The following is a 21,784-nucleotide window of genomic DNA, read 5'->3' on the forward strand; positions in this document are numbered from 1 at the left end:
TTACAGTTTAATCTGTTATAGACCTTAATTAAAGATTAAAAAAACAAGAATTAAAATAACTTAAAAACTAGAATTATGAGCGGAACAAGCAATAACATAGGATTAAAAGTAGGGTTAGGGATTTTACTCGCCTTATTTTTAGGAACAGGATTTTATGCCTCTAAGCTTTACAGTGAAAAAAAGGAAACTGAAGCTACTCTTGTAAAAGAGAAAAAACAAGTGATGAATGACTTAAATGTCATGGCTAAGCAGTATGACTCTGCAATTGGTGAAAATGAAATTGCAAACGGTAAACTTGTTGAAGCTAGAGAGCGTATCCAGGGCTTAATGGATTCTTTAAAAGTGTCTCAGAATAGTGTTGGAAGCTTATGGAGGTATAAGAAAAAATACTTGGCTTTACAGGAAGAAATGGATGTGTTATTAGAAGAAAATGACCGTTTAAAAGTTGAAAATGAATTATTAGCGACTACACTTGATAGTACGCAAATTCAATTAGCAGAACGTTCTGCATTTACAGATTCTCTTTTAGTACAAAATACTGAATTGGCAGATGTTGTAAAAGATGCTGGTGCATTACAGACAATTGGTCTTAAAGGTTTTGGTGTTATAGAAAGAAGCAGTGGAAAACTTATTCCTACTGAGCGCGCAAGACGTAGTGACAAAATAAGAGTATGCTATACTGTTGCAAAAAATGCTTTAGCAGATGCAGGAGATAAAGAACTATATGTGCAAATAATTGATCCACAAGACAATGTTTTGGGTGCTAATAATCAAGTAGAATTTGAAGAGCAAGTGCTTAACTATAGTTTGATTAGTCGTTTTAATTATGAAAACAGAAACTTAAATATATGCGAGTTTGTTGCCCCTGCTGGTGATGAAAAATTCGAGAAAGGACGCTACGTAGTCAATGTATTTAATGAAAGCGAATTAATTTCTACATCTGAGTTTACACTGAGATAGAAATTATAAATTGGTTGGTTAGTTTATTGAAAAAGCCTGATGCAGATGAACACATCAGGCTTTTTTGTTTTGTAAAGCTAGAATGCAGTTTTCTCTAATCTGCCATATGTCTCCAAAAGAATATGGAATATTGGATGTTTCTACCCATTTCTTTAAATATTCCTGATGCATTTTCACTTTATAAATGCCTATTTGTTCAGGGACTATTTCTTCTTCAATTAAAAGAGAATCTTCAAATTTTAGACTTGTACTTTCAGGAAAAGTAATGTCATAACGTTTGTTATTATACTTTAGATAGCAGTGCGCTTCTGGGATATAATCCAGATTGTATTCATCTAATACAGAATTTATGCCTTTTGTGTTTTTTGCATTCATTTTATAAATGCCAATCCATAGTGATAGCTTATCAAAATCATTTTCAATAGCGACTTGTTTTAAAAAGGCATGTTTAGAAGAACAAGTGCCCATTTTCTCTTTAATAACAAGCTCTAAATCAGACCTATTAGAATTGCGACCATAAGGTAATTGATGAACATGCTTGTACAAATCAATAAAGGAAGTAATACCTAAATCAATAACAAGCTTAGATAATGTTTTATCTTTTGAAAGCTGAAAACTAAAGGAGTTGTCCATTGATAATTACTGTATCAATTGGATTATGTGCAAATTCATAAGGAATTTGTGCATAACTATCCATTGGTTTGGTAATAATGATATTGGCTTTTTTACCACGTGTAATGCTGCCATACATATTGCTGAAACCCATGGCGTAAGCGCCATTTACTGTGGCAGCATTAATAGCTTCTTCTGGAGTCATTTTTAATTTTATGCACGCTGAGCTTACCACAAAATTCATATTACCACTTGGTGTAGACCCTGGATTGTAATCTGTAGCTATAGCTAATGGCAGTCCAGCATCAATAATAGCTCTTGCTGGTGTATAAGGGATACCTAAAAAGTAAGAGCATGCAGGCAAAGCAACTGGCATTGTATGGCTCGATTTTAAAGCATCAATATCATCTTGATTTAATTCTTCTAAATGGTCGACAGATAAAGCTTTGTAGTCAACACCAAGTTTTACACCGCCTAGAATATTAAATTGGTTAACATGTATTTTTGGTATTAGATGGTGCTTTTTCCCAGTTTCCAGAATTTTCTTAGTGTCTTCAACCGAAAAATAACCTTCTTCACAAAAGACATCAATATATTTTGCAACTCGAAGCGCAGAAGCTTTCGGTATTAACTCCTTAATGATTTTATTAATATAAGCTTCTTTGTCGCCTTTATATTCAGAAGGAATAGCATGAGCAGCTAAAAGCGTAGGCGCAATTTTTGCTAAACTATCCTGTTTAATACGTTTTATAACTTTTAGCATTTTTAGCTCAGCATCAACTGTAAGTCCATATCCTGTTTTAATTTCCACAGCACCAGTACCCATGGCAATCATTTCATCTAAACGTTGTATTGATTGCTCATATAAGTCGTCTTCAGAAGTGTCTTGAAGTTGCTTTGCAGAGTTAAGGATTCCACCACCTCGATTAGCAATTTCAGCATAACTCATACCATTAATTCTGTCTACAAATTCGGGAACACGATTACCAGCATAAACAATGTGCGTGTGAGAATCGCACCAAGATGGTAAGACAATTTTACCAGTAGCATCAATTATGGTTTCTGCATCAATACCTTTGCAAAAATCCATAGTACCAAATTCTACAATAGTATCGTCTTGTATATATAAATAAGCATTCTCAATTATTGGAAGCTTTTTCATATCCTCACCTTTGACAATGGTTACACTGTTCTCGTGAACTTGAACAAGTTGTTTTATGTTTTTGATGAGTATAGACAATGGTTGGAAGTTTAGGGTTTGAAAAGGATTTAAAGTTACAAAAATTCTTTAGGATTCTTATAAAAGAAAACTGCCACTTTAATACAGATTAAAATGGCAGTTTAATTATATATTTAGTGATTATTATTTCAAACTTCCTGTCATGTCTTCTGGTTTCACCCATTCGTCATATTGTTCAGGAGTTACATACCCTAAACGTACAGCCTCTTCTTTTAAAGTGGTTCCGTTTTTATGCGCTGTGTTTGCAATTTCAGCCGCTTTATAGTAACCTATTTTAGTATTTAAAGCAGTGACTAACATTAAAGAGTTGTTTAGGAGTTCTTTTATAACACTGTGGTTTGGTTCAATACCAGTAGCGCAATGTTCATCAAAACTCACGCATGCATCACCAATTAACTGAGCAGATTGTAAAAGATTAGCTGCCATCATAGGTTTAAATACATTAAGCTCGTAATGCCCCTGTGTACCTCCGACAGTTACTGCAACATCATTACCCATAACTTGTGCGCATACCATGGTTAAAGCTTCACATTGAGTTGGATTTACTTTTCCAGGCATAATTGAGCTTCCTGGTTCATTAGCAGGAATTATAATTTCGCCAATACCAGAACGTGGACCAGAAGCCATCATTCTTATATCGTTTGCAATTTTATTTAAAGACACGGCAACTTGTTTTAAAGCGCCATGAGTCTCTACTATTGCGTCATGTGCTGCAAGAGCTTCAAACTTATTTTTAGCAGTAACAAATGGTAAATTGGTAAATTCTGCAATATATTTAGCCACTAAAACATCATAGCCTACTGGTGTGTTTAATCCAGTACCTACGGCAGTTCCACCTAATGCGAGTTCACTTAAATGTTTTAACGTATTCTCTAAAGCTATAATACCGTGGTCTAATTGTGATACATAACCAGAAAATTCTTGACCTAAGGTCAAAGGTGTAGCGTCCATAAGGTGCGTACGTCCAATCTTTACACAATCTTTAAATTCTAAAGATTTTTTGTGAAGTGTATTTCTTAATTGAATGATTCCAGGAATGGTAGTTTCAACAACTTTTTTATAAGCTGCAATATGCATACCTGTAGGGAATGTATCGTTAGATGATTGTGACTTGTTGACATCATCGTTTGGCTGAATGGTTTTTTTACCTTCACCTATAATGTTGCCAGCTATTTGATGTGCACGATTGGCAATAACCTCATTAACATTCATATTGCTTTGTGTACCAGAACCTGTTTGCCAAATTACCAATGGAAATTGATCGTCATGCTTCCCGTCCAAAATTTCATCACAAGCTTGAGCAATCAAATCACGTTTTTCTTCTGCTAAAACGCCAAGCTCACAATTTGTATAAGCTGCAGCCTTTTTTAGATAAGCAAAACCATAAACAACTTCTAAAGGCATAGAAGCTGGAGTGCCAATTTTAAAGTTATTTCTAGAGCGTTCAGTTTGTGCGCCCCAAAGTTTGTCAGCAGGCACTTTTACTTCGCCCATTGTGTCTTTTTCTATTCTGTAACTCATCTTAGATGTTGATTATTTTGTACTAATGCAAAGGTACAACTAATCGTATGTTTTTACCACGAATAGCTGCTGAAAAATTTAAGTGCAAATTATGGATTTCTGAAAAAAGTGAAACTATTTTTATGAAATATGCATTGATTTTCAAGTACATAAAAAGTAATTTGCTAGCATCTATATGACGTAACACTAACTAACTATTTTATTACTCCAAATGGGAAAGAAAATCAACTTCATTGTCCTAACACTTATTGTTATTTTTTGTGCATTTACAGCTACGAGTTATCAAGAATTATCTTCTACAATTGATAAGGGAGATACTGCTTGGATGCTTGTAGCAAGTGCATTTGTGCTACTAATGACACCAGGTTTATCCTTCTTTTATGGGGGGATGATAAACAAGAAAAATATTATTTCAACCATGCTTCAAAGTTTTGTAGCCTTGGGTGTTATAAGTGTACTCTGGGTTTTAGTAGGTTTTAGCTTAGCTTTTGGAGAGAGTATGGGAGGTATTATTGGTAATCCATTGACGTATCTAAATTTCAAAAATGTTGGTATTGAACCTAATCCGGATTTTTCTGAAACGATACCTTTTCTATTGTATGCTTTATTTCAATTAAAGTTTGCCATAATAACTCCAGCTCTAATTACTGGAAGTTTTGCAGGCCGAATTAGATTTAGAAGTTATATTCTATTTATGGTGCTATTCAGCCTATTTATATATAGTCCATTGGCTCACATGACATGGCATCCAGATGGTTTACTCCGAAATTGGGGAGTACTTGACTTTGCTGGTGGTACAGTTGTTCATATGTCTGCTGGCTTTGCTGCATTGGCAGGTGCAATTTATTTAGGTAAGCGCAAAAAAGCTGAAGAAAGTCATGCTAACGTGCCTTATGTTATTTTGGGTACTGGACTGCTTTGGTTTGGTTGGTTTGGTTTTAATGCTGGCTCTGCGTTAGGTGCTAATGGAGATGCCGTTATTGCTTTTGCCAATACTAATGTGGCTTCCGCAACTGCTATGATAGCGTGGTTATTTTACGAGCGCTTTATGGGTCGTAAAATGTCTGCAGTTGGGGCATGCATAGGTGCTGTTGTTGGGCTTGTGGCGATTACTCCTGCAGCAGGATTTGTTAACATCGGGCAATCTATCCTTATTGGTTTTGTTGCAGCTATTATATCAAACTGGATGATACATCTCAAAAATAAAACCAGTATAGATGACACATTAGACGTTTTTCCGTCTCATGGTATAGGCGGTGTTGTAGGGATGATTTTAACAGCTGTTTTTGCAGCCAATGTCGGTTTGGTTTATGGTGAGACGACAACTTTTTATTACCATATAATAGCCTTATTTATAACTGCTGTATTTACGTTTGGTGGTAGTTATCTATTATTCTTTATGGTTGATAAGCTACTAAAAATGAGAGTAAGGGATGACCAAGAGGAGAGAGGTCTTGACTTAAGTCAGCATGGAGAGCAGATTGAGTAGATTTGCTATATATTTATAAGCTTGAAAAGTTAATATAAATGAAGTTTGATTTAAATAAATCAATAGAACTATTAGAAAAGACTCCTGTTATTCTAGAATCTTTCCTTGAAAATCTATCTAACGATTGGTTAAAGTCTAATGAAGGTGAAAAACTTGGAGTCCATATGATATTCTTGGACATCTTATATTTGGTGAAAAAACCGATTGGATAGTTAGAGCCAAGATAATTTTAAGTCCATCAAAGCGTAAGTTATTTGAGCCATTTGACCGATTTGCACAGTTTAATGAAAACCAAAATACAATTGTTTCAGAATTAATTAATGAATTCAAAATTCTAAGAAAAAATAACCTGATAGAATTAAAATCATTAAATATTAAACCGGAAGATTTAAAACTTAAAGGCGAGCATCCTGAGTTAGGAGAAGTCACACTAGAGCAATTACTTTCTACTTGGGTAGTGCATGATTTAGCACATATTGCTCAAATCTCTAGAGTCATGGCTAAACAATACAAATCTAATGTTGGACCATGGGAAGCTTATTTAGGAATTTTAAAAAAATAGAGAATTTAGAAACTCTTATTTTCAATATTCAGTAACATAATATGGTTTTTGTATACTAACTTGTCATACATCCTTAAACCAATCCAAAATGAAAAATTATATTCTAGGTCTAATACTTTTACTTTTTACAATAAGTATATATACGCAAACCGATAAGCGCTTAAAAGGTATTGAAAAACATTTTAACTCTATACTCGAAAGTACAAAAGCTCCAGGATTTGCAGTTGCTATTGTAGAAGGAGATAAAGTAATTTATGCCAAAGGTTTTGGTTATAGCGATTACGAAAATAAAATTCCCGCAAATGCCAATACATTATATGCTATTGGTTCATCTACAAAAGCATTTACATCTTCGTTATTGGGATTACTGAGAGAAGATAAAGAGCTTTCATTTAATGATAGCCCAAGACAATATGTGCCAGATTTAGAGTTTTTTAATGATGAAATGAATAATGGTATTATTATTAAAGATTTAATGCGTCATACGACAGGATTGCCAAGACATGACGGAGCGTGGTATTTTTTTCCAAGCAAAAATAAAGACAGTTTGATTACAAGATTAAAGCATCATGAACCATTTACAGGGGTTAGACAAAAATGGTATTATAACAATTTTGGTTTTTTACTTCAAGGCGTCATTACAGAAAAGATTACTGGTAAGTCATGGGAAGAAAATATAGAAGATAAATTTTTCAAACCTCTTGGTATGAATCGTTCTAAGACAATGATCTCTGGTATGAAAGAAAGCTCTAACGCTGCGATAGGCTATACTCTTGATGAAGATCGTAGTATTGAGAAAATGGACTATTATGATATATCAGGTATGTCACCCGCTGGAAGCATAAATAGTAGTGTTAATGATATGACAAAGTGGTTAATCACTTGGATAAACAATGGAAAATATAACGACGAACAAATTATCCCAGAAGATTATATTAAAGAAGCGATGAGTTCTCAAGCTGTAGTTGCAAGTGCAAGGCCAAGTGAAGAGTTGCCAGGAGTGCATTTTGCGAATTATGGTTACGGCTGGTTTTTGCATTCATACAAAGGCCATTATATGGTAGAACATGGTGGTAATATTGATGGTTTTTCAGCGAGTGTTGGTTTCTATCCTTCCGATAAAATAGGAGTTGTCGTCCTAACCAATCAAAATGGGTCAGCAGTGCCAAGATTAGTTAGAAATACTGTAGCAGATTATATGCTTAAAGTTGAAAAAACAGAATGGGCAAAAAAGCATAAAGAAGATATGGCTAAAGCTATTGAAGCTCAAGAGAAAGTGAATGAAGATAAAGAACTTTCTAATGTAAAAAACACAAGACCATCTCATGCAAAATTAGATTATACAGGTTTTTATGAAAATAAGGGTTATGGTAAGTTTGAAATAAAACTGGAAAATGATTCATTAGTAACGACTTTGAACAATAAACGTCAATATATTCATCATTTCCATTACGACACATTTGAAATGATAGATTACTCTGATGGCAAGGTAGATTCAACAGCAATTGGTAACTCTTTAAAGGTCAATTTCAAGACTAGTGAAGCAGGTGATATAGAATCATTATCAACGTCTATAGAACCGACTACCGATGCTATTGTTTTTAAGCGTACGCCAAATACTATAGATGTAGATACTGAAACTTTAGCAAAATATGTTGGTAAATATGATTTAGCTGGTACAGAAATCAAGATGTATATCAAAGACGAAAATGTACTCTATGCTTTCTTAGAAGGTCAACCAGAATATGAACTTGTACCAACTGCTGAGCATAAGTTTAATCTTAAGATTCTTGATGGCTATAAAGTTGAATTTATTGAAACTGATGATAAAATTACAGATGTAAAGTTTATACAGCCAAATGGCGTATTTAAAGCAACAAAAAAAGAATAGTTAAATAATTTTTTACAACAAATTGGGCTGGATAATTAAATTTATCTAGCCTATTATTTTACCATCTACCATTGTTAGTTTTCTGTCAGCCATAGCTGCTAATTCTTGGTTATGAGTAACAATAACAAAAGTTTGTTTAAACTCTTCTCGAAGTTTAAAGAAGAGTTGATGTAGCTGTTCTGCAGATTCACTGTCTAAATTTCCAGAAGGCTCATCAGCAAATATAATTTTAGGGTTGTTTATTAACGCTCTTGCTACAGCTACGCGTTGTTGCTCACCACCAGACATAGAATTTGGCTTATGATGTATGCGTTCTGATAATCCTAAATAGGAGAGTAACTCTTTTGCACGTTTTTCGGCATCAGCTTTTGGTATTCTGTTTATAAAAGCAGGTATGCAAACATTTTCTAAAGCTGTAAACTCTGGTAACAACTGATGAAACTGAAAGATAAACCCAATATTAGTATTTCTAAATTGAGCCAAAGCTTTATCATTAAGTTGATTTATTGCCGTACCGTTGATTATAAGCTGCGTATCATCTTTGTAATCAGGTTTGTCTAAGGTGCCAAGAATTTGTAATAGCGTTGTTTTACCTGCTCCAGAAGCGCCAACAATAGATATGATTTCACTTTCCGCTATGGTTATATCTACACCTTTTAAGACTTGTAGCTCTTTATAAGCTTTAAAAATTTGCTTAGCTGAAATGATAGACTTTGAGTGCGTCACTAATTATTGATATGAGTTGTAATTATAACCGTCAATATAAGAATTATCTATCATTGCGTTACGTCTTAAAGTTTCATTATGCATTTGTGTTTGCAAACCAAGAGCTTTGGTGCTATTATTTTTTTTCTTGAATATACCTTTAATACTGTTATAATCAATGAAATACTGCAATCTTACAGACAGAATGTGATTAATGTCTTGATCAAATAAATCACCTAAACTTTCAAAATAATTGTCTTCAGAATTTGTTCCAGCATTGAATAATTGATTTCTATATAATGCAGTTAAAAAACTTCCTGGTCCAACTTGCCATGTGTAATTTAAGTCTAAGTTCCATGTATTAAAATTCACATTAGAATCTCCTAATCCTAATTCATCCCATGTATTAGCTTGCTCAACAAGAGTACCATCTTCTTGCAAGAAATATGGGTTATTATCATAATTCACAGTAGACCAGAAGTTCCTTAAGGTTAATGATACCGTATGAAAAGGATTAAAAGTGTAACTGCCAGACAAAGAATTCTCTATTGTTATGATGTCTCTTTCTCCAAAAATGATTTCTCCATCAATGTTATTAGAATTGTTAGCAAATCCTCGACTACCTTTGTTATTTTGATACGAATAATTAAAACCTAATCTAAATTTATCACTCAGACGAAGGGCAGGAGAGACATTAAATCTATACCCAAAAAGATCTCTTTCGCTATCAAAAGCATGGAATGTATTTGCACCTAATCCAACAGATAGTAATTTATTTTCATTGGTGTTAATGTCAGCACGAATAAAACCAATATTCTCAAACACAAAAAAGCGCTTATTCTCAAAATCTCTTGGCTCAAAAAAATCGAATTGCTTGCCAGGTTCAAAATTAATACTTCCCCTTAATCTCAATAACTTTTTTGTCTGTGCATTTACAAAGAATCCAAAATTTGTTCCTGAGAATTCACCTGGCTTGTAAAGTCGTCTGTAGTTGACGTAGAAATTCGCGAAGAAACTATTTAGCTTTTCAGTAGGTTCAAATATTCTGTAATTAATATCAATTCCAAAATTGTTGAAGTTGTTTCTAAAATTTAAACCAATATCGTTTATATCAAACTTATCATTAGAAAAACTATGATCAAAGCTATATCTGAATTTTCCGTGAGATTTACCAATTCTAAAAAATGAATTAAAACCAAATTCGCCATCTAAATCAAACTCTGTCTGGCTAACTTTAAGGTCAGTTCTGATATTATAAGTATTACGTTTGTTGTTAATATTTGCAACTAATGCACCTGAATACGCATCTCTAAACTCTGACCCATTACGCCAAACACTTGTGTTTACAATACCTATTGAAGAATTACCATTAAACTGCTGGTCGATTACAAATATATTATAGTTGGTAAGTGGTTCTATAATCTCATTTCTGCTCTCATCTGTGACATTATTAGTAACAACAGCTTCTGTTTTTTCGGTTACAGCATTAAAAATACCAATACCTAATCCGTTTTCATTTCTTCCAGAAATTTTTAATGCATTAAGCACTTTAACATTGTCAGGGACATTACTTACACTTTCTTCATCAGTGATGTCAATACTACCTCTTGGTGCAGCACCAATTCTTCTTGAGAAGAATAAATTACCTTTATTAAATAAATCTACACCTTCAGTAAAAAATTGTCGCTGTTCTCCAAAAGTTTGTTCAAAAGGGCCTAGATTTAGTACCAAATTGTCGAAGCCTGCTTGACTAAAGTCAGGAATTAATGTAGCATCTAAAGTGATATTTTCTGTAATACCGTATTTAACATCCATTCCAAGCTTAAATGTTGGCTTATCGAAGTTGTCAAAAACTGTAGATGCAAATGGATAAAGATTAAGTCTTACAGGTGGTTCAATATCTTTTATTCCCTTAAGCTCTCCATGATATAAGCCAATATTGCCTTTTGTTCTGTCTAATGGATTCCATGTGTATTGGGTATTATTGACCTGAAATCGTCTATGGAATTGCATTCCCCATGTTTTAACATCTTTTGAGAAACGCAACGTTCTGTAGGGGATTTTCATCTCTACAATCCACCCATCGTCCACAATTTTTACTGCGCTATCCCATACAGCACTCCATCCAAAATCCTCACCATTATTAGGGTTGGCAATAGCATCGGCTTGTGTACCAGAACTAAAAACGAAAAATTCTGTATCGTTTTGTGCATCATTATTTGGATTGAGAACTACTAAAAAGAAGTCCGATTGTCCAAAATTATCACGGCTTGTTAACTGTCTTTGTATCTCTTCTGGTTTGTCATATAAATATGCTGAAATGTATATGGCATTATCATCATAAGCCATTTTTACTATTGTCTTTTGATAATCTAATGGTTTTACACCCATTTCTGGTCTAAATTGTGTAAAGTCTGAAGCTATCTCTGCGTTTTCCCATACAGCATCATCTAAAACACCATCAATTTTTGGAGCTGTACTTGTTCGCTGTATGTTTAATGTTTTTTTATTTTCTGGGTCTATGTTAACTTCTTGAGAGAAAGTAAAACTAAAGACACTAATAAAAAGAAGTAGAATAAAAATTGAACGTACGTTCATAATTGATTGACTGATGATAGTTAGTAATGTATAAAAGATGTAATTATTACGCGATTGTTACACCTTAACAGCACAAATCTACATTCTCATGATATGCGGTGCTCTTAATTAAAAGTTAAAAAGGTTTAAGAGTTGTTAATATGCATTATTGAAAAATCTGACAACATCAAATTTGGAATACTTATTGTTCTAAGATTATTAGTTAATATTTAATTTTTTTAATGAAGAAATACCCAAAACTATTCTTAAGTCTTTTGCTAGATGCAATGGGCTATCTATCATTTATTATTCCAGGAATTGGTGAGTTTTCAGATGTTATCTGGGCACCGTTTTCTGGCTTTATAATGACAAAACTTTATAAAGGCAAAGCAGGAAAAATTGCTGGTGTAATCGCTTTTTTAGAGGAAGCATTTCCTTTTAGTGATGTTATACCAACATTTACTATCATGTGGATTTATACTTATATTATAAAAAGGAAGTAAACAAAAAAAGCACCTTAGAAGGTGCTTTTTTATATATAAATATGTTATTAGTTAACATTGTAAGTAAACGTAACTTCAACATCTGTTTCTCCACCTGCATTAGTAATATCACCATTGCTAACACCTGCAGCATCTTTTATTGGCTCGTGAATTAATGTCACTGTTAAAGTATTACCAGTAGAAGCTGTTCCAGCAGTTAATGTAATAGTAATACCAACTGGGTCGCCATTTCCATCCGTATCAGCGTATGCAAATGATGAATTAGCAGATCCTGTAAACTCATAGAAAAATTGGTGTTCATCATCTTCTTGAGCAACTTCTAATGTTATGTTTTCAGCAGGTGTTTCAAGTTCGTTTAATACTTGAACAGTTCCATTGTATGTTACACCTGCAGTTAAATCAGCATTTGTTACTACTGGTGGGTTAGGACCATCTCCATCTAAATCTTGTGATAACATTACTACATTAGCTCCACCACCTTGAGGTGTTAGTGTTAAACGAAGGGTCGTTATTACTTCTTCTTCGTTTACTGGATCTGGATTGTCATCGTCTGATGAACAAGAGACAATAAATAAAGAAGCAAGTAATGTTAAGAAAGATATTTTTAAAGTTTTCATATTTGTATTTTTTTGATTGTTAATAATTTAATTGTAATTGTAGCATAATATTTCTGCCTAAATCGTCTGCAAAATAACGCAATCTGTTTAGGTAGGTTCTGTAATTAGTATCTAATAAGTTGTTTATACTTAATCCTACATTTAATGCTACTTTTTTAGATATAGGAAAAGTGGCCTCACTGTAAAAATGTAATAGATGATATGCAGGTGGTGGCGTACTGATATCTACTAAGATAGTTTCATTAGTGGAAGCAATAAAGGTTTCAAAATTAAAATCTGGAAATTCATTCTGTTCAAACACCCATTCGGACTTTAAGCTAGCCGAAAAGTTATTCCATTCAGGTTTAGTAAAGGTTATTGTATTATTTGTATTAAACGCAGGAATATCAATTATGGCTTGACTCTCTTTTGTGTCTTTTGCCTTAATAAAAGCAGAGAGGTTAGACCATTGAAAATTATTTGTAAATGCATAGCTAGTTGACAAATCCATACCAAAGAAAGCAGCATTCGTTTGTGTAAACTCCCAAACAGGGAAAGCGCCTCTTATCGTCTGTTCAATCCCAGATGGTCTTAAATACATAAAATCATTGATTCTATTATAAAAGGCATCTATGTTTAGATTGAATTTTGATTTCGATAAATTATAAGTCAGAGAAATACGATTGGATATTTCTTGGTTTAAGCGTAAATCACCCAATTCAATTCGAGCTGCAGAGTGGTGTAGACCATCACTAAAAAGCTCAGAAGGATTAGGAGGTCTACTAGATAAACCATAATTAGCCAATAGATAACTATCATCATTTAGGTTATGCATAACACCAACAGATGCCGATATATTGTGATAGTCAAATACTGGATTAGTTAGTAATTGCGTTCCTAAATCATCAATAATTATATCAGCAAAATCTGCATTATAACCACGTTCATTCCAACGAGATATTTGATAAAATTTCTTTGCATCTATTCTATTGAAATCGTAACGTAAACCAGCATCTAAAGTCAAGTCATCATTAATTACCCATTCCGTGGTACCGTAAACACCAAAATCATACTTATCATAATCTGGAATCAATCGTCTTACACCTGTATCTGGATTGGCAAAATTGTTTTGATATCTTCCCATAAAACCAAAAGTGACTTTTCGTTTTAAATTAGCATCTAACACAACATCTGCCATAATAGTGTGCGTTTGCAGGTTTAAGTCTAATGCAGGTGTATCTCTATCTTCACCTACACGAACATCAAACTCAAAACGTTGATTATTCTGGTAGTCGTATTGTAAATTTAGCTTTCCAAAATTTTTAAAACGTTTATAATATAAAGCTTTTGCTAAATGATGTGTAATCTCTTGTTTTGGAGAATTAATATCATAGCTAAAATCTTCTACTATAAAAGGCTCTTGTGAGTTTATGGCATCAACCAAATCGCGAATATTTCCTATATGAGCTGACCTTAAAATTCCGATTTCATTATTCAGGTAACTATAAAAGACTTCAAAACCAGATTCAAAAGTTTTCTTACCACCATTAATAGTAAATCCTTGAGAATTTATGCCTGTATTTGTTAGAACATAATCTGGAGCTTCGAAGTCACCATTTTGCTTTACAGTACCTTGAACATTAGCAAACCAACCACTCTGAAATGTTTTGTTTAAAGAAGACGTAATATTATAACCACGCCCGTTTGTCTGTCCATTTATAGCCGTTTTGCCATAAAGTGTGTCTTTTAAGATTACACGAACAGGATTTATAACAATTACACCTCCAATGGCATCTCCACCATATTGTAAGGCACCAGAACCTTTAATAACTGAAATCTGATTAGCAGAATTAATATCTATACTCGGTGCATGTTCAATACCCCATTCTTGGTCTTGTAAGCGCACATTGTTATTAACAATTAGCAGACGACTACTATGCATGCCATTAACCATAGGTTTTACAATAGTATTTCCAGTATTAATAGAAGAAACACCAGGCACTTCTTTTAATGCATCACCAAGGCTTAAGCTACTGTATTTTTTTAACGCTTCAGAATTTATTATGGTTTCTTGAGCTGTTAATGTCTCTTTTTTATTTCCCTGCGTCTTTATAGAAACTTCATTTAATTCTTCAATATGGTGCTCTAAATCTATAAGTTTATAAATATCTCCATTAATCTCATATGTAAGTGTTTTTGTTTCACAACCTACATGAGAAATAATTAATGTCAATGAACCATTGCAAAGATTTTCAATCTTAAACTTTCCATCAATGTCTGACGTCGTATACTTATCTAAAGTTTTGATATATATAGTCGCACCAATGATTGGTGTCTTATCATGAAAATCAATAAGTTCTCCAAGAAATATATTATTGCAGTCTTGGGAAAATCCTGAATAAAAGAATGTTAAAGCTACTATTATAAAAAATCGCTTCATTAAAAAAATAATAAATGTGTAATTAAAACACCTCTAATATGATGTTTTAAAAGAATGAATTTCAGTTTTTAATTAAACTGAAGTAGGTGGGCCTCTGAGAGAAGTTTGAAGCCTTTGATAATCGCTTATAAAAGTATACTGTGATTTTATCTCAAGTCTTACTTGTTCAATTTCTAGAACATTTATAGGCTTTAATAAATGAACATATTGTGTATTGAGTTTAAATTTGTAAAAGTCACAATCTATATCTAACTCGTGTAAATGTGATGTAGATTCACCATAACACACTTCGTGCTCATGATTTTGAAATCCATGAGAGAATTTCACTAAAGCAGGAGTAATTATAGCAATAACGAGTGTTAAAGCTATAATTTTGAAGCAGATATGTTCTGTGTTTATTCTCAATCTATAAATCGACTTAAACCAAAGCGTCTCAACATTTTCTTTTCAAAATTCCAGAAAAATTGAAACTGCCCAAATAACCACCCAAAGATAACTAAAAGGATTTGGTAAAAAATTAGCCCAATGATAATAAATAATACCCAATATATAAAAGGGTTTAGGTTTTCTTTAGTAATTCCTATAAGCTTTATAATTGGCCTGCCTATAAACATTGAAGAACTACCAGTAATGGCAAAGACTATAAAAACACGTATCATTTCCCATTTCTGGTCAAGAATCCACTTTTTTTCTAGTTTTTTGAATAGAAATAGTATAAACTTAAGTAATACAAAAAACAAAGCTGCTGCAAATATAACTGTAGCGATAACCCCAAATTTACTAATTACAGCATTTGATATTTTATATGATGTGTAGGCTAAAGCAATAATTCCTAGAAAAGGAAATAATAATTGCCAATCTTGGGTAATTTCCCAACGTTTTTTAAATTTTTCCATAGCGTTAAAAACGCAGCAAATTTACATTAAATTCTAGGAGTAAACGGCCCTAGTTTTTGTTTATATTTTAATTGAAAATAAATAAAGTAGTTGTAAAGTTTATAGTTAATCTCATAGCCATAATCTTCTCTATTGTTATAATCTATTCTTAGTTCATATAAGTTAGAATCAAATTGTAAAGGTTGATTTACTCTAATATTCCAATTGTTTACATAAATCTGATTTCGAGCCTCCATGTACTCTTGCGAGTAATAGTGTCTGGGTCTAGCAGTGGTAATCAACCAGGCATTAAAACCAGGTTCAATAATAATAATTTCATAAGCATTTTCATCACTATCGATAACTACAGTATCATTAGCAACAAGGCTTTCTTCACGTTCTTCACTAACTGGTTTTGGACCATCAATAGATTTACAGCTTGCGACTAGTATTAATACGAGTAGAAATGGAATAATCTTTTTCATAATATAAAGGTATTAAATATTGAATTTGTTTGAGAGTTTTGATTTGTATTTAACACTTCAAATTACCGAATACATATAAAATCTTAAAAGTCAAAATGCGTTACTTAGACTTTTTGTTGAGTAAACTCTAGATATAGATGAGTAACAAAAAAAAAGCAGCTATAAAAGCTGCTTTTAAATATATAAAGCTAGAAATTACTATCTGCCAAACAATCCGCCTAACAATCCGCCAAGACCACCTTTTTTCTTAGAACCACCTCCAAGTACCATTCCTGCTACATCATCTACAATGCTTCCGTCACCATCAGCATCTAAGATTTGTTCTAAGAAACCTTGTTCTTTTGTTCTAGGTCCAGATTGACTTGCGCCACCTAGCAAACCACCAAGTAAATCACCTAAACCACTTTGAGAACTTACATTATTTTGACGTGACTGCTTACCTAAAACACCCATAAGAATTGGAGCGGCCACCTTTAAAATATTTCCAACCGACCCCGCATCAAGTCCTGCTTTTTGACCAATAACTTGTTGTACACCTTGTTGTCTTTGTCCAAGAATGTGTCCTAAAATTTTTGAACCATCAGTTTTTACTTCTTCGTTTACGCCACCTCCAAAAAGACCGCTTAAGTTATCTAAAATACTACCATCGTGTTTATCATTTAGAGCACCCATCAATCCTTGAGCTCCTTCAGGAGTTGAAGCATTGCGTTCCATTGCTTTCATTAAAACAGGTAATGCCATTGTTAATACACTACTTGTTTTTCCTTGGTCTGTGTTTGTAGAACCAGAAACACCACTGATAATTGTTTTTCCTAAATCGCTATTGAGTAAGTCTAAAATTCCTGACATGTTTTTTTAAAGTATTAATTAATAATTAGAGTAACAATGTACGAAAAAAGTCTCAATGAAAATTGAGACTTTAGTTCGATATTAACAATACTATTTAGTTATTTGAGTATGCTTACAATTTGTGAAGCCAATTCTGTACCAATTCTGTCTTGAGCTTCATTGGTTGCAGCACCTGTGTGAGGTGTTAAGGATAATGCAGGATTCATTAATAACTGAATTTCTGGCTGTGGTTCTTTTTCAAATACATCTAATGCAGCTCTAGCAACTTTTCCGCTTTCTATAGCTCTTACAAGAGCAACTTCATTAATAACACCACCACGAGCAGCATTAGCTATAATAACCCCATCTTTCATTTGCTTAAATTCAGCTTCATCAATGACATAATTCTTTTGAGCTGGAACGTGCAGTGTTAAGAAATCTGCTTGTTTTAAAACCTCTTCCTTAGATACTGTTTCTATATTGAAGTTTACTTTCTGTCCATCAAAAAACTCTAATTCTAAGTCTGCAGCATCCATAAAAGGATCAAAAGCTACCACTTTCATTCCTGCTCCAATTGCAACTTTAGCAGTTGCTTGTCCAATACGTCCAAAGCCTAGAACACCTAAGGTTTTTCCTTTAAGCTCAGTTCCTTTTGCATAAGACTTTTTCAAAACCTTAAATTTTGAATCACCTTCGAGAGGCATATCGCGATTAGAGTTATGTAAAAAACGTGCTAATCCATAAAAATGTCCAAATACCAATTCTGCAACAGAATGAGATGATGCAGCAGGCGTATTAATAACATGTAATCCCTTGCTACGCGCATAATCTACATCGATATTGTCCATACCAACACCACCACGACCAATTATTTTTAGGCTAGGGCAGTTGTCAATAATATTTTTGCGAACAGTCGTTGCACTTCTAACCAATAGAACTGCGATTTCTTTTTCGTTGATGTAATTTTCTAACTGCTCTTGCGCAACAGTTGTTGTTAAGACTTCAAAACCAGCAGTTTCTAATGCGTCTATTCCGCTTTGAGAAACACCATCGTTTGCTAATACTTTCATTTTCAATTTATTTTTAAGCTTTACTTTCTAATTCACTCATCACTTCAACCAACACTTTTACGCTATCTAAAGTCAATGCATTATACATTGATGCTCTATAACCACCAACGCTTCTATGTCCATTAAGACCATTAATACCAGCTTCTTTTATCATGGCATCAAAAGTTTCTTTAAGGTTTTCATTTTCTAATGTAAAAGTTGCATTCATATGTGAACGATCTTCTTTAACAGAATAACCTTTAAACAATGGATTCAAATCAATTTCAGAATACATTAAGCGTGCTTTCTTTTCATTTTCTTCTTCAATGGCTTTAATACCACCTAAGTCTTTTAACCATTGCATGGTTAACATAGAAGTATATACAGCAAATACTGGTGGTGTATTAAACATACTGCCTTTGCTGATGTGTACTTTGTAATCCATCATAGACGGAATTTTACGAGACACTTTACCTAAAATATCTTCTTTAACGATAACTAGAGTTGTACCGGCTGGACCCATGTTTTTTTGTGCACCAGCGTAGATTAAATCAAATTTTGAAAAATCTAAAGTCCTTGAAAAAATATCACTACTCATATCACAAACCATTGGAATTGGAGAGTTTGGAAAGTTCTTCATCTGCGTTCCAAAAATGGTATTGTTAGATGTACAGTGGAAATAATCGTAATCTTCTGGGATATCGTAACCTTTTGGAATATAATTGAACCCCGCAGTTTTTGAAGAACCAACTTCGTAAATATCGTCGTATATTTTAGCTTCCTTAATGGCTTTATCAGACCATGTTCCTGTATTTAGGTAACCCGCTCTTTTTTCTAAAAGATTGAGTGCTACCATTAAGAATTGCGAACTTGCACCACCTTGTAGAAACAACGCTTTATAACCTTTACCTTCTAAACCCAAAAGCTCTAATGCTAGAGAACGTGCTTGCTCCATAACATCAACAAAGGGTTTACTACGATGCGATATTTCTATTAAAGATAAGCCATTATCAAAGTCTAAAAGTGCTTCTGATGCTTTTTGTATTACCGATTTTGGAAGTACGCAAGGACCTGCGCTAAAGTTGTGTTTTTTAATCATGGTTTCATTTTTTGACCATTACAAAGGTGGCGATTATATGACTATTTTCCATTAAGAAAATGATAATTTTTAGGTTATAATTTCAACAAGAAATCAACAGTATCTACATTATCTGCATAATCCCATAATTTGGGTTCTTGAGTTTGTCCAAACAGTATTTCTTCTGCATTAAATCCATTAGCAACAATGCATTGAATGTTTTCTTTTTCCGACTCCAATTGCTCTTTTAAAGTAAAAACGTCTTTATACTTTTCATAAAATACTGTTGCTATCGGAGAACCAAAGCTTTTGTCTTCTTTTATCATCAAAAAGCCATTCTCCAACATATCAAATTCACTCATGATATAGACGGCCTTGTTGTAATCGTAATTATTAGCATATTTGCTTTCGTTAATAATGTCTTTCCATTTAAAAACAGCATTAAAAAAGGCATCAAAATTATAATCTTCAGGCACATATAGTTTTGAAACATTACGACATCCTAATCCATAATATGTGAAAATATCATCAGATAAATCACTAAGCTGCTCATCGGTTTCGTTACCTGTTAATATGGCAATTGAGTTTCTATTTTTCCTTATAATAGATGGTTTGTCCTTAAAGTAATATTCAAAATAACGTGCAGTATTATTACTTCCGGTGGCTATAACAGCATCATAATCTTCAAGCTTATCTTCTGTAAATGCTATTTTTTCTTTAAAACCAGGTTCTACATATTCGAGATATTTAGCTAAATAGGGTAGTAAATGCTTATCGTTTGAGGATTGCTTTACAATGACCTTATGTCCACTAATTAAAACACTCAAAAAATCATGAAAACCAACCAATGGAATATTCCCAGCCATAATAATGGCTATGGTTTTGGTTTCTATAGCATTAAAGTTGTAATTGTTTGCCCATTGACTAAGATTACTATGAGTTAAGCAATCTGTCCAAGATTGTATTGCAAAATCTAGATTGTTCTTAGTAAACCAACCATTATTCTCTTGAGCTAACTTTAGCTGATGTGCAAAACCATCAATCAATGCTTTATCAATATCTGCATCATTTGGGGTCTTCGTAAATTGACTTAAAAAATGGCCCAATTTGGCAAAAGCGTTAACTCTTTGTTGTAATTCCATATAAGGTTTGGTAATAATGTGTTTTGGCTTTATTTTTGCAACTGCAAAATTACGGAAACGAAATGAGCAAGAAAAGGTTTGATTTTGATAAATAAATATGATTTGCGAATTCAATCTGACCAAATAAAAATAGCAACCCCAGATTAAAAAATTAAAACACTATGGCAATTATAATCACAGACGAATGTATTAATTGCGGTGCCTGCGAGCCAGAATGCCCAAATACAGCGATTTATGAAGGTGCTGACGATTGGCGCTATAAAGATGGTACAAGTCTTAATGGCAAGATTGTATTACCTGATGGTAGGGAAGTAGATGCAGACGAAACGCAAGAACCTATTAGTGACGAGGTCTATTACATTGCTCCAGATAAATGTACAGAATGTATGGGCTTCCATGAAGAACCACAATGTGCAGAGGTTTGTCCAGTAGATTGCTGTATCCCTGATGAAAACATTGTAGAAACTGAAGAGCAGCTACTAGCAAAGCAGAAGTTTATGCATCCTGATGATTAGGTCGTAAACCATTAAAAATATTTAAGAATCCTGAGCTTTGGCTTGGGATTTTTTTATGATAAAACATGTAGTTTTACGTATTGACTTTGTGTGATTAAAATCTAACTTGACTTATAAGTCATTGTAGTATATTAATAATGAATTACACTTCTAAAATTATACTTGTCTTAGTTGCACCGTATTGAGATAGCTTCTCAAGAAAAGCAATAAGATGCCTGTTATTTCTAAAATAACCCAAAACACAAAGGCAATCATCACCAGTTATTCTATCACAGCTTTGTACTTCCTCCATAGCACGAATGTTGTCTAAAACACCCGATGTTCCAGTTAGTCCTTGATGCATCACTAATGTTATGTATGCTTTTGTCTCTATGCCTAACTTTTCGTGATTTACCTTTAAAGCATAGCCTTCGATTATACCTTCGTCTTCCATTTGCCTAACACGTTTCCCTATAGCTGGAGCAGATAACCCAATTTCTTTTCCAATATTAGCGAAGCTCTCTCTAGCATTGATTTTTAGCATTTCAAGTATTTTTTTGTCTAACATATCCATTTGTAATCGTAATTTTATTATTACTTATTCGATATAATCGAATTCAAATATACATTTATTAATTCGATTTTAAACTAAAAATGAAATAATGCATTCTATATTTGTATTGTGATATTTATGCATGATAGTTTTTCAACTTTAATTAATCTAACAGAAAAATATA

General features: G+C 33.2%; 22 protein-coding genes. 7 read left to right on the forward strand and 15 right to left on the reverse strand.

Going from position 1 to position 21,784, the window contains the following annotated elements; translation table 11 throughout:
• The first annotated feature begins 75 nt into the window (after positions 1-75).
• On the forward strand, positions 76-960 hold the full coding sequence (locus Q0770_RS10305) for a chromosome partitioning protein ParA (protein WP_299116623.1): 885 nt from the start codon (positions 76-78) through the stop codon (positions 958-960).
• Positions 961-1,014: 54 nt separating this feature from the next.
• Here Q0770_RS10305 and Q0770_RS10310 read toward each other — a convergent pair whose 3' ends face one another.
• From Q0770_RS10310 to fumC, 3 genes are all read right to left on the reverse strand, one after another.
• Positions 1,015-1,593, reverse strand: a complete 579-nt coding sequence (locus Q0770_RS10310) for a hypothetical protein (RefSeq protein ID WP_299116625.1) — start codon at positions 1,591-1,593, stop codon at positions 1,015-1,017.
• Positions 1,577-2,812 carry an imidazolonepropionase gene (gene hutI / locus Q0770_RS10315; protein WP_299116627.1) on the reverse strand — a complete coding sequence of 412 codons (1,236 nt, stop codon included), beginning with the start codon at positions 2,810-2,812 and terminating at the stop codon, positions 1,577-1,579. The genes Q0770_RS10310 and hutI overlap by 17 nt, the downstream gene beginning before the upstream one ends.
• A 123-nt stretch (positions 2,813-2,935) precedes the next feature.
• A complete protein-coding gene (fumC, locus tag Q0770_RS10320; RefSeq protein WP_299116629.1) occupies positions 2,936-4,333 on the reverse strand; it encodes a class II fumarate hydratase in 1,398 nt (465 codons plus the stop codon).
• Positions 4,334-4,544: 211 nt separating this feature from the next.
• Between fumC and Q0770_RS10325 the strand changes: the two genes are divergently transcribed.
• From Q0770_RS10325 to Q0770_RS10335, 4 genes are all read left to right on the forward strand, one after another.
• Positions 4,545-5,822: an ammonium transporter gene (locus Q0770_RS10325; protein ID WP_299116631.1), complete on the forward strand. Its 1,278-nt coding sequence runs from the start codon at positions 4,545-4,547 to the stop codon at positions 5,820-5,822.
• A gap of 38 nt (positions 5,823-5,860) precedes the next feature.
• Positions 5,861-6,034, forward strand: a complete 174-nt coding sequence (locus tag Q0770_RS10330; RefSeq protein ID WP_299116633.1) for a hypothetical protein — start codon at positions 5,861-5,863, stop codon at positions 6,032-6,034.
• A complete protein-coding gene (locus Q0770_RS14725) occupies positions 6,031-6,384 on the forward strand; it encodes a hypothetical protein (RefSeq protein WP_368667009.1) in 354 nt (117 codons plus the stop codon). Before Q0770_RS10330 ends, Q0770_RS14725 begins: the two co-directional genes overlap by 4 nt.
• An 88-nt stretch (positions 6,385-6,472) precedes the next feature.
• Complete coding sequence (locus tag Q0770_RS10335) at positions 6,473-8,275, forward strand: serine hydrolase (protein ID WP_299116635.1); 1,803 nt, start codon at positions 6,473-6,475, stop codon at positions 8,273-8,275.
• A 45-nt stretch (positions 8,276-8,320) separates the two neighbouring features.
• On the opposite strand, the gene Q0770_RS10340 is transcribed toward Q0770_RS10335, so the two are convergent.
• Together Q0770_RS10340 and Q0770_RS10345 are read right to left on the reverse strand one after the other, a co-directional pair.
• Positions 8,321-8,983, reverse strand: a complete 663-nt coding sequence (locus Q0770_RS10340; protein ID WP_299117456.1) for an ABC transporter ATP-binding protein — start codon at positions 8,981-8,983, stop codon at positions 8,321-8,323.
• A 21-nt stretch (positions 8,984-9,004) separates the two neighbouring features.
• Positions 9,005-11,578, reverse strand: a complete 2,574-nt coding sequence (locus Q0770_RS10345) for a DUF5916 domain-containing protein (RefSeq protein WP_299116637.1) — start codon at positions 11,576-11,578, stop codon at positions 9,005-9,007.
• Positions 11,579-11,799: 221 nt separating this feature from the next.
• Between Q0770_RS10345 and Q0770_RS10350 the strand changes: the two genes are divergently transcribed.
• Positions 11,800-12,060: a hypothetical protein gene (locus tag Q0770_RS10350; RefSeq protein ID WP_299116639.1), complete on the forward strand. Its 261-nt coding sequence runs from the start codon at positions 11,800-11,802 to the stop codon at positions 12,058-12,060.
• 47 nt (positions 12,061-12,107) lie between these two features.
• Here Q0770_RS10350 and Q0770_RS10355 read toward each other — a convergent pair whose 3' ends face one another.
• The 9 genes from Q0770_RS10355 to Q0770_RS10395 form a co-directional block, all read right to left on the reverse strand.
• Positions 12,108-12,677, reverse strand: coding sequence for a type 1 periplasmic binding fold superfamily protein (locus tag Q0770_RS10355; RefSeq protein ID WP_299116641.1), 570 nt, complete (start codon positions 12,675-12,677; stop codon positions 12,108-12,110).
• Positions 12,678-12,696: 19 nt separating this feature from the next.
• On the reverse strand, positions 12,697-15,096 hold the full coding sequence (locus tag Q0770_RS10360; RefSeq protein WP_299116643.1) for a TonB-dependent receptor: 2,400 nt from the start codon (positions 15,094-15,096) through the stop codon (positions 12,697-12,699).
• Between the two features lie 72 nt (positions 15,097-15,168).
• Positions 15,169-15,501, reverse strand: a complete 333-nt coding sequence (locus Q0770_RS10365) for a hypothetical protein (RefSeq protein ID WP_299116644.1) — start codon at positions 15,499-15,501, stop codon at positions 15,169-15,171.
• Positions 15,498-15,992, reverse strand: coding sequence for a DUF6787 family protein (locus Q0770_RS10370; RefSeq protein WP_299116647.1), 495 nt, complete (start codon positions 15,990-15,992; stop codon positions 15,498-15,500). Before Q0770_RS10370 ends, Q0770_RS10365 begins: the two co-directional genes overlap by 4 nt.
• 26 nt (positions 15,993-16,018) lie before the next feature.
• Entirely contained in the window at positions 16,019-16,456 is a 438-nt protein-coding gene (locus tag Q0770_RS10375; protein WP_299116649.1) for a DUF6146 family protein, read from the reverse strand.
• 198 nt (positions 16,457-16,654) lie between these two features.
• On the reverse strand, positions 16,655-17,305 hold the full coding sequence (locus Q0770_RS10380) for a DUF937 domain-containing protein (RefSeq protein WP_299116651.1): 651 nt from the start codon (positions 17,303-17,305) through the stop codon (positions 16,655-16,657).
• Between the two features lie 98 nt (positions 17,306-17,403).
• Positions 17,404-18,354: a D-2-hydroxyacid dehydrogenase gene (locus tag Q0770_RS10385; protein ID WP_299116653.1), complete on the reverse strand. Its 951-nt coding sequence runs from the start codon at positions 18,352-18,354 to the stop codon at positions 17,404-17,406.
• A gap of 13 nt (positions 18,355-18,367) precedes the next feature.
• Positions 18,368-19,429, reverse strand: coding sequence for a 3-phosphoserine/phosphohydroxythreonine transaminase (gene serC, locus Q0770_RS10390; protein ID WP_299117458.1), 1,062 nt, complete (start codon positions 19,427-19,429; stop codon positions 18,368-18,370).
• Between the two features lie 77 nt (positions 19,430-19,506).
• The gene (locus Q0770_RS10395; protein WP_299116655.1) at positions 19,507-20,553 is read right to left on the reverse strand and encodes an acyl-CoA reductase; all 1,047 of its coding nucleotides are present in this window, start codon (positions 20,551-20,553) and stop codon (positions 19,507-19,509) included.
• Positions 20,554-20,714: 161 nt separating this feature from the next.
• Here Q0770_RS10395 and Q0770_RS10400 point away from each other — a divergent pair, with 161 nt between their 5' ends.
• Positions 20,715-21,068 (forward strand): 4Fe-4S dicluster domain-containing protein, encoded by a 354-nt coding sequence (locus Q0770_RS10400; RefSeq protein ID WP_299116657.1) that lies wholly within the window; start codon positions 20,715-20,717, stop codon positions 21,066-21,068.
• A 142-nt stretch (positions 21,069-21,210) separates the two neighbouring features.
• Here the strand turns inward: Q0770_RS10400 and Q0770_RS10405 are convergent, their stop codons facing one another.
• Complete coding sequence (locus Q0770_RS10405) at positions 21,211-21,621, reverse strand: Lrp/AsnC family transcriptional regulator (RefSeq protein ID WP_299116659.1); 411 nt, start codon at positions 21,619-21,621, stop codon at positions 21,211-21,213.
• Positions 21,622-21,784 lie beyond the last annotated feature (163 nt).

Origin of the sequence: uncultured Winogradskyella sp. (genome assembly GCF_947501905.1) — a bacterium.
Classification (GTDB): domain Bacteria; phylum Bacteroidota; class Bacteroidia; order Flavobacteriales; family Flavobacteriaceae; genus Winogradskyella.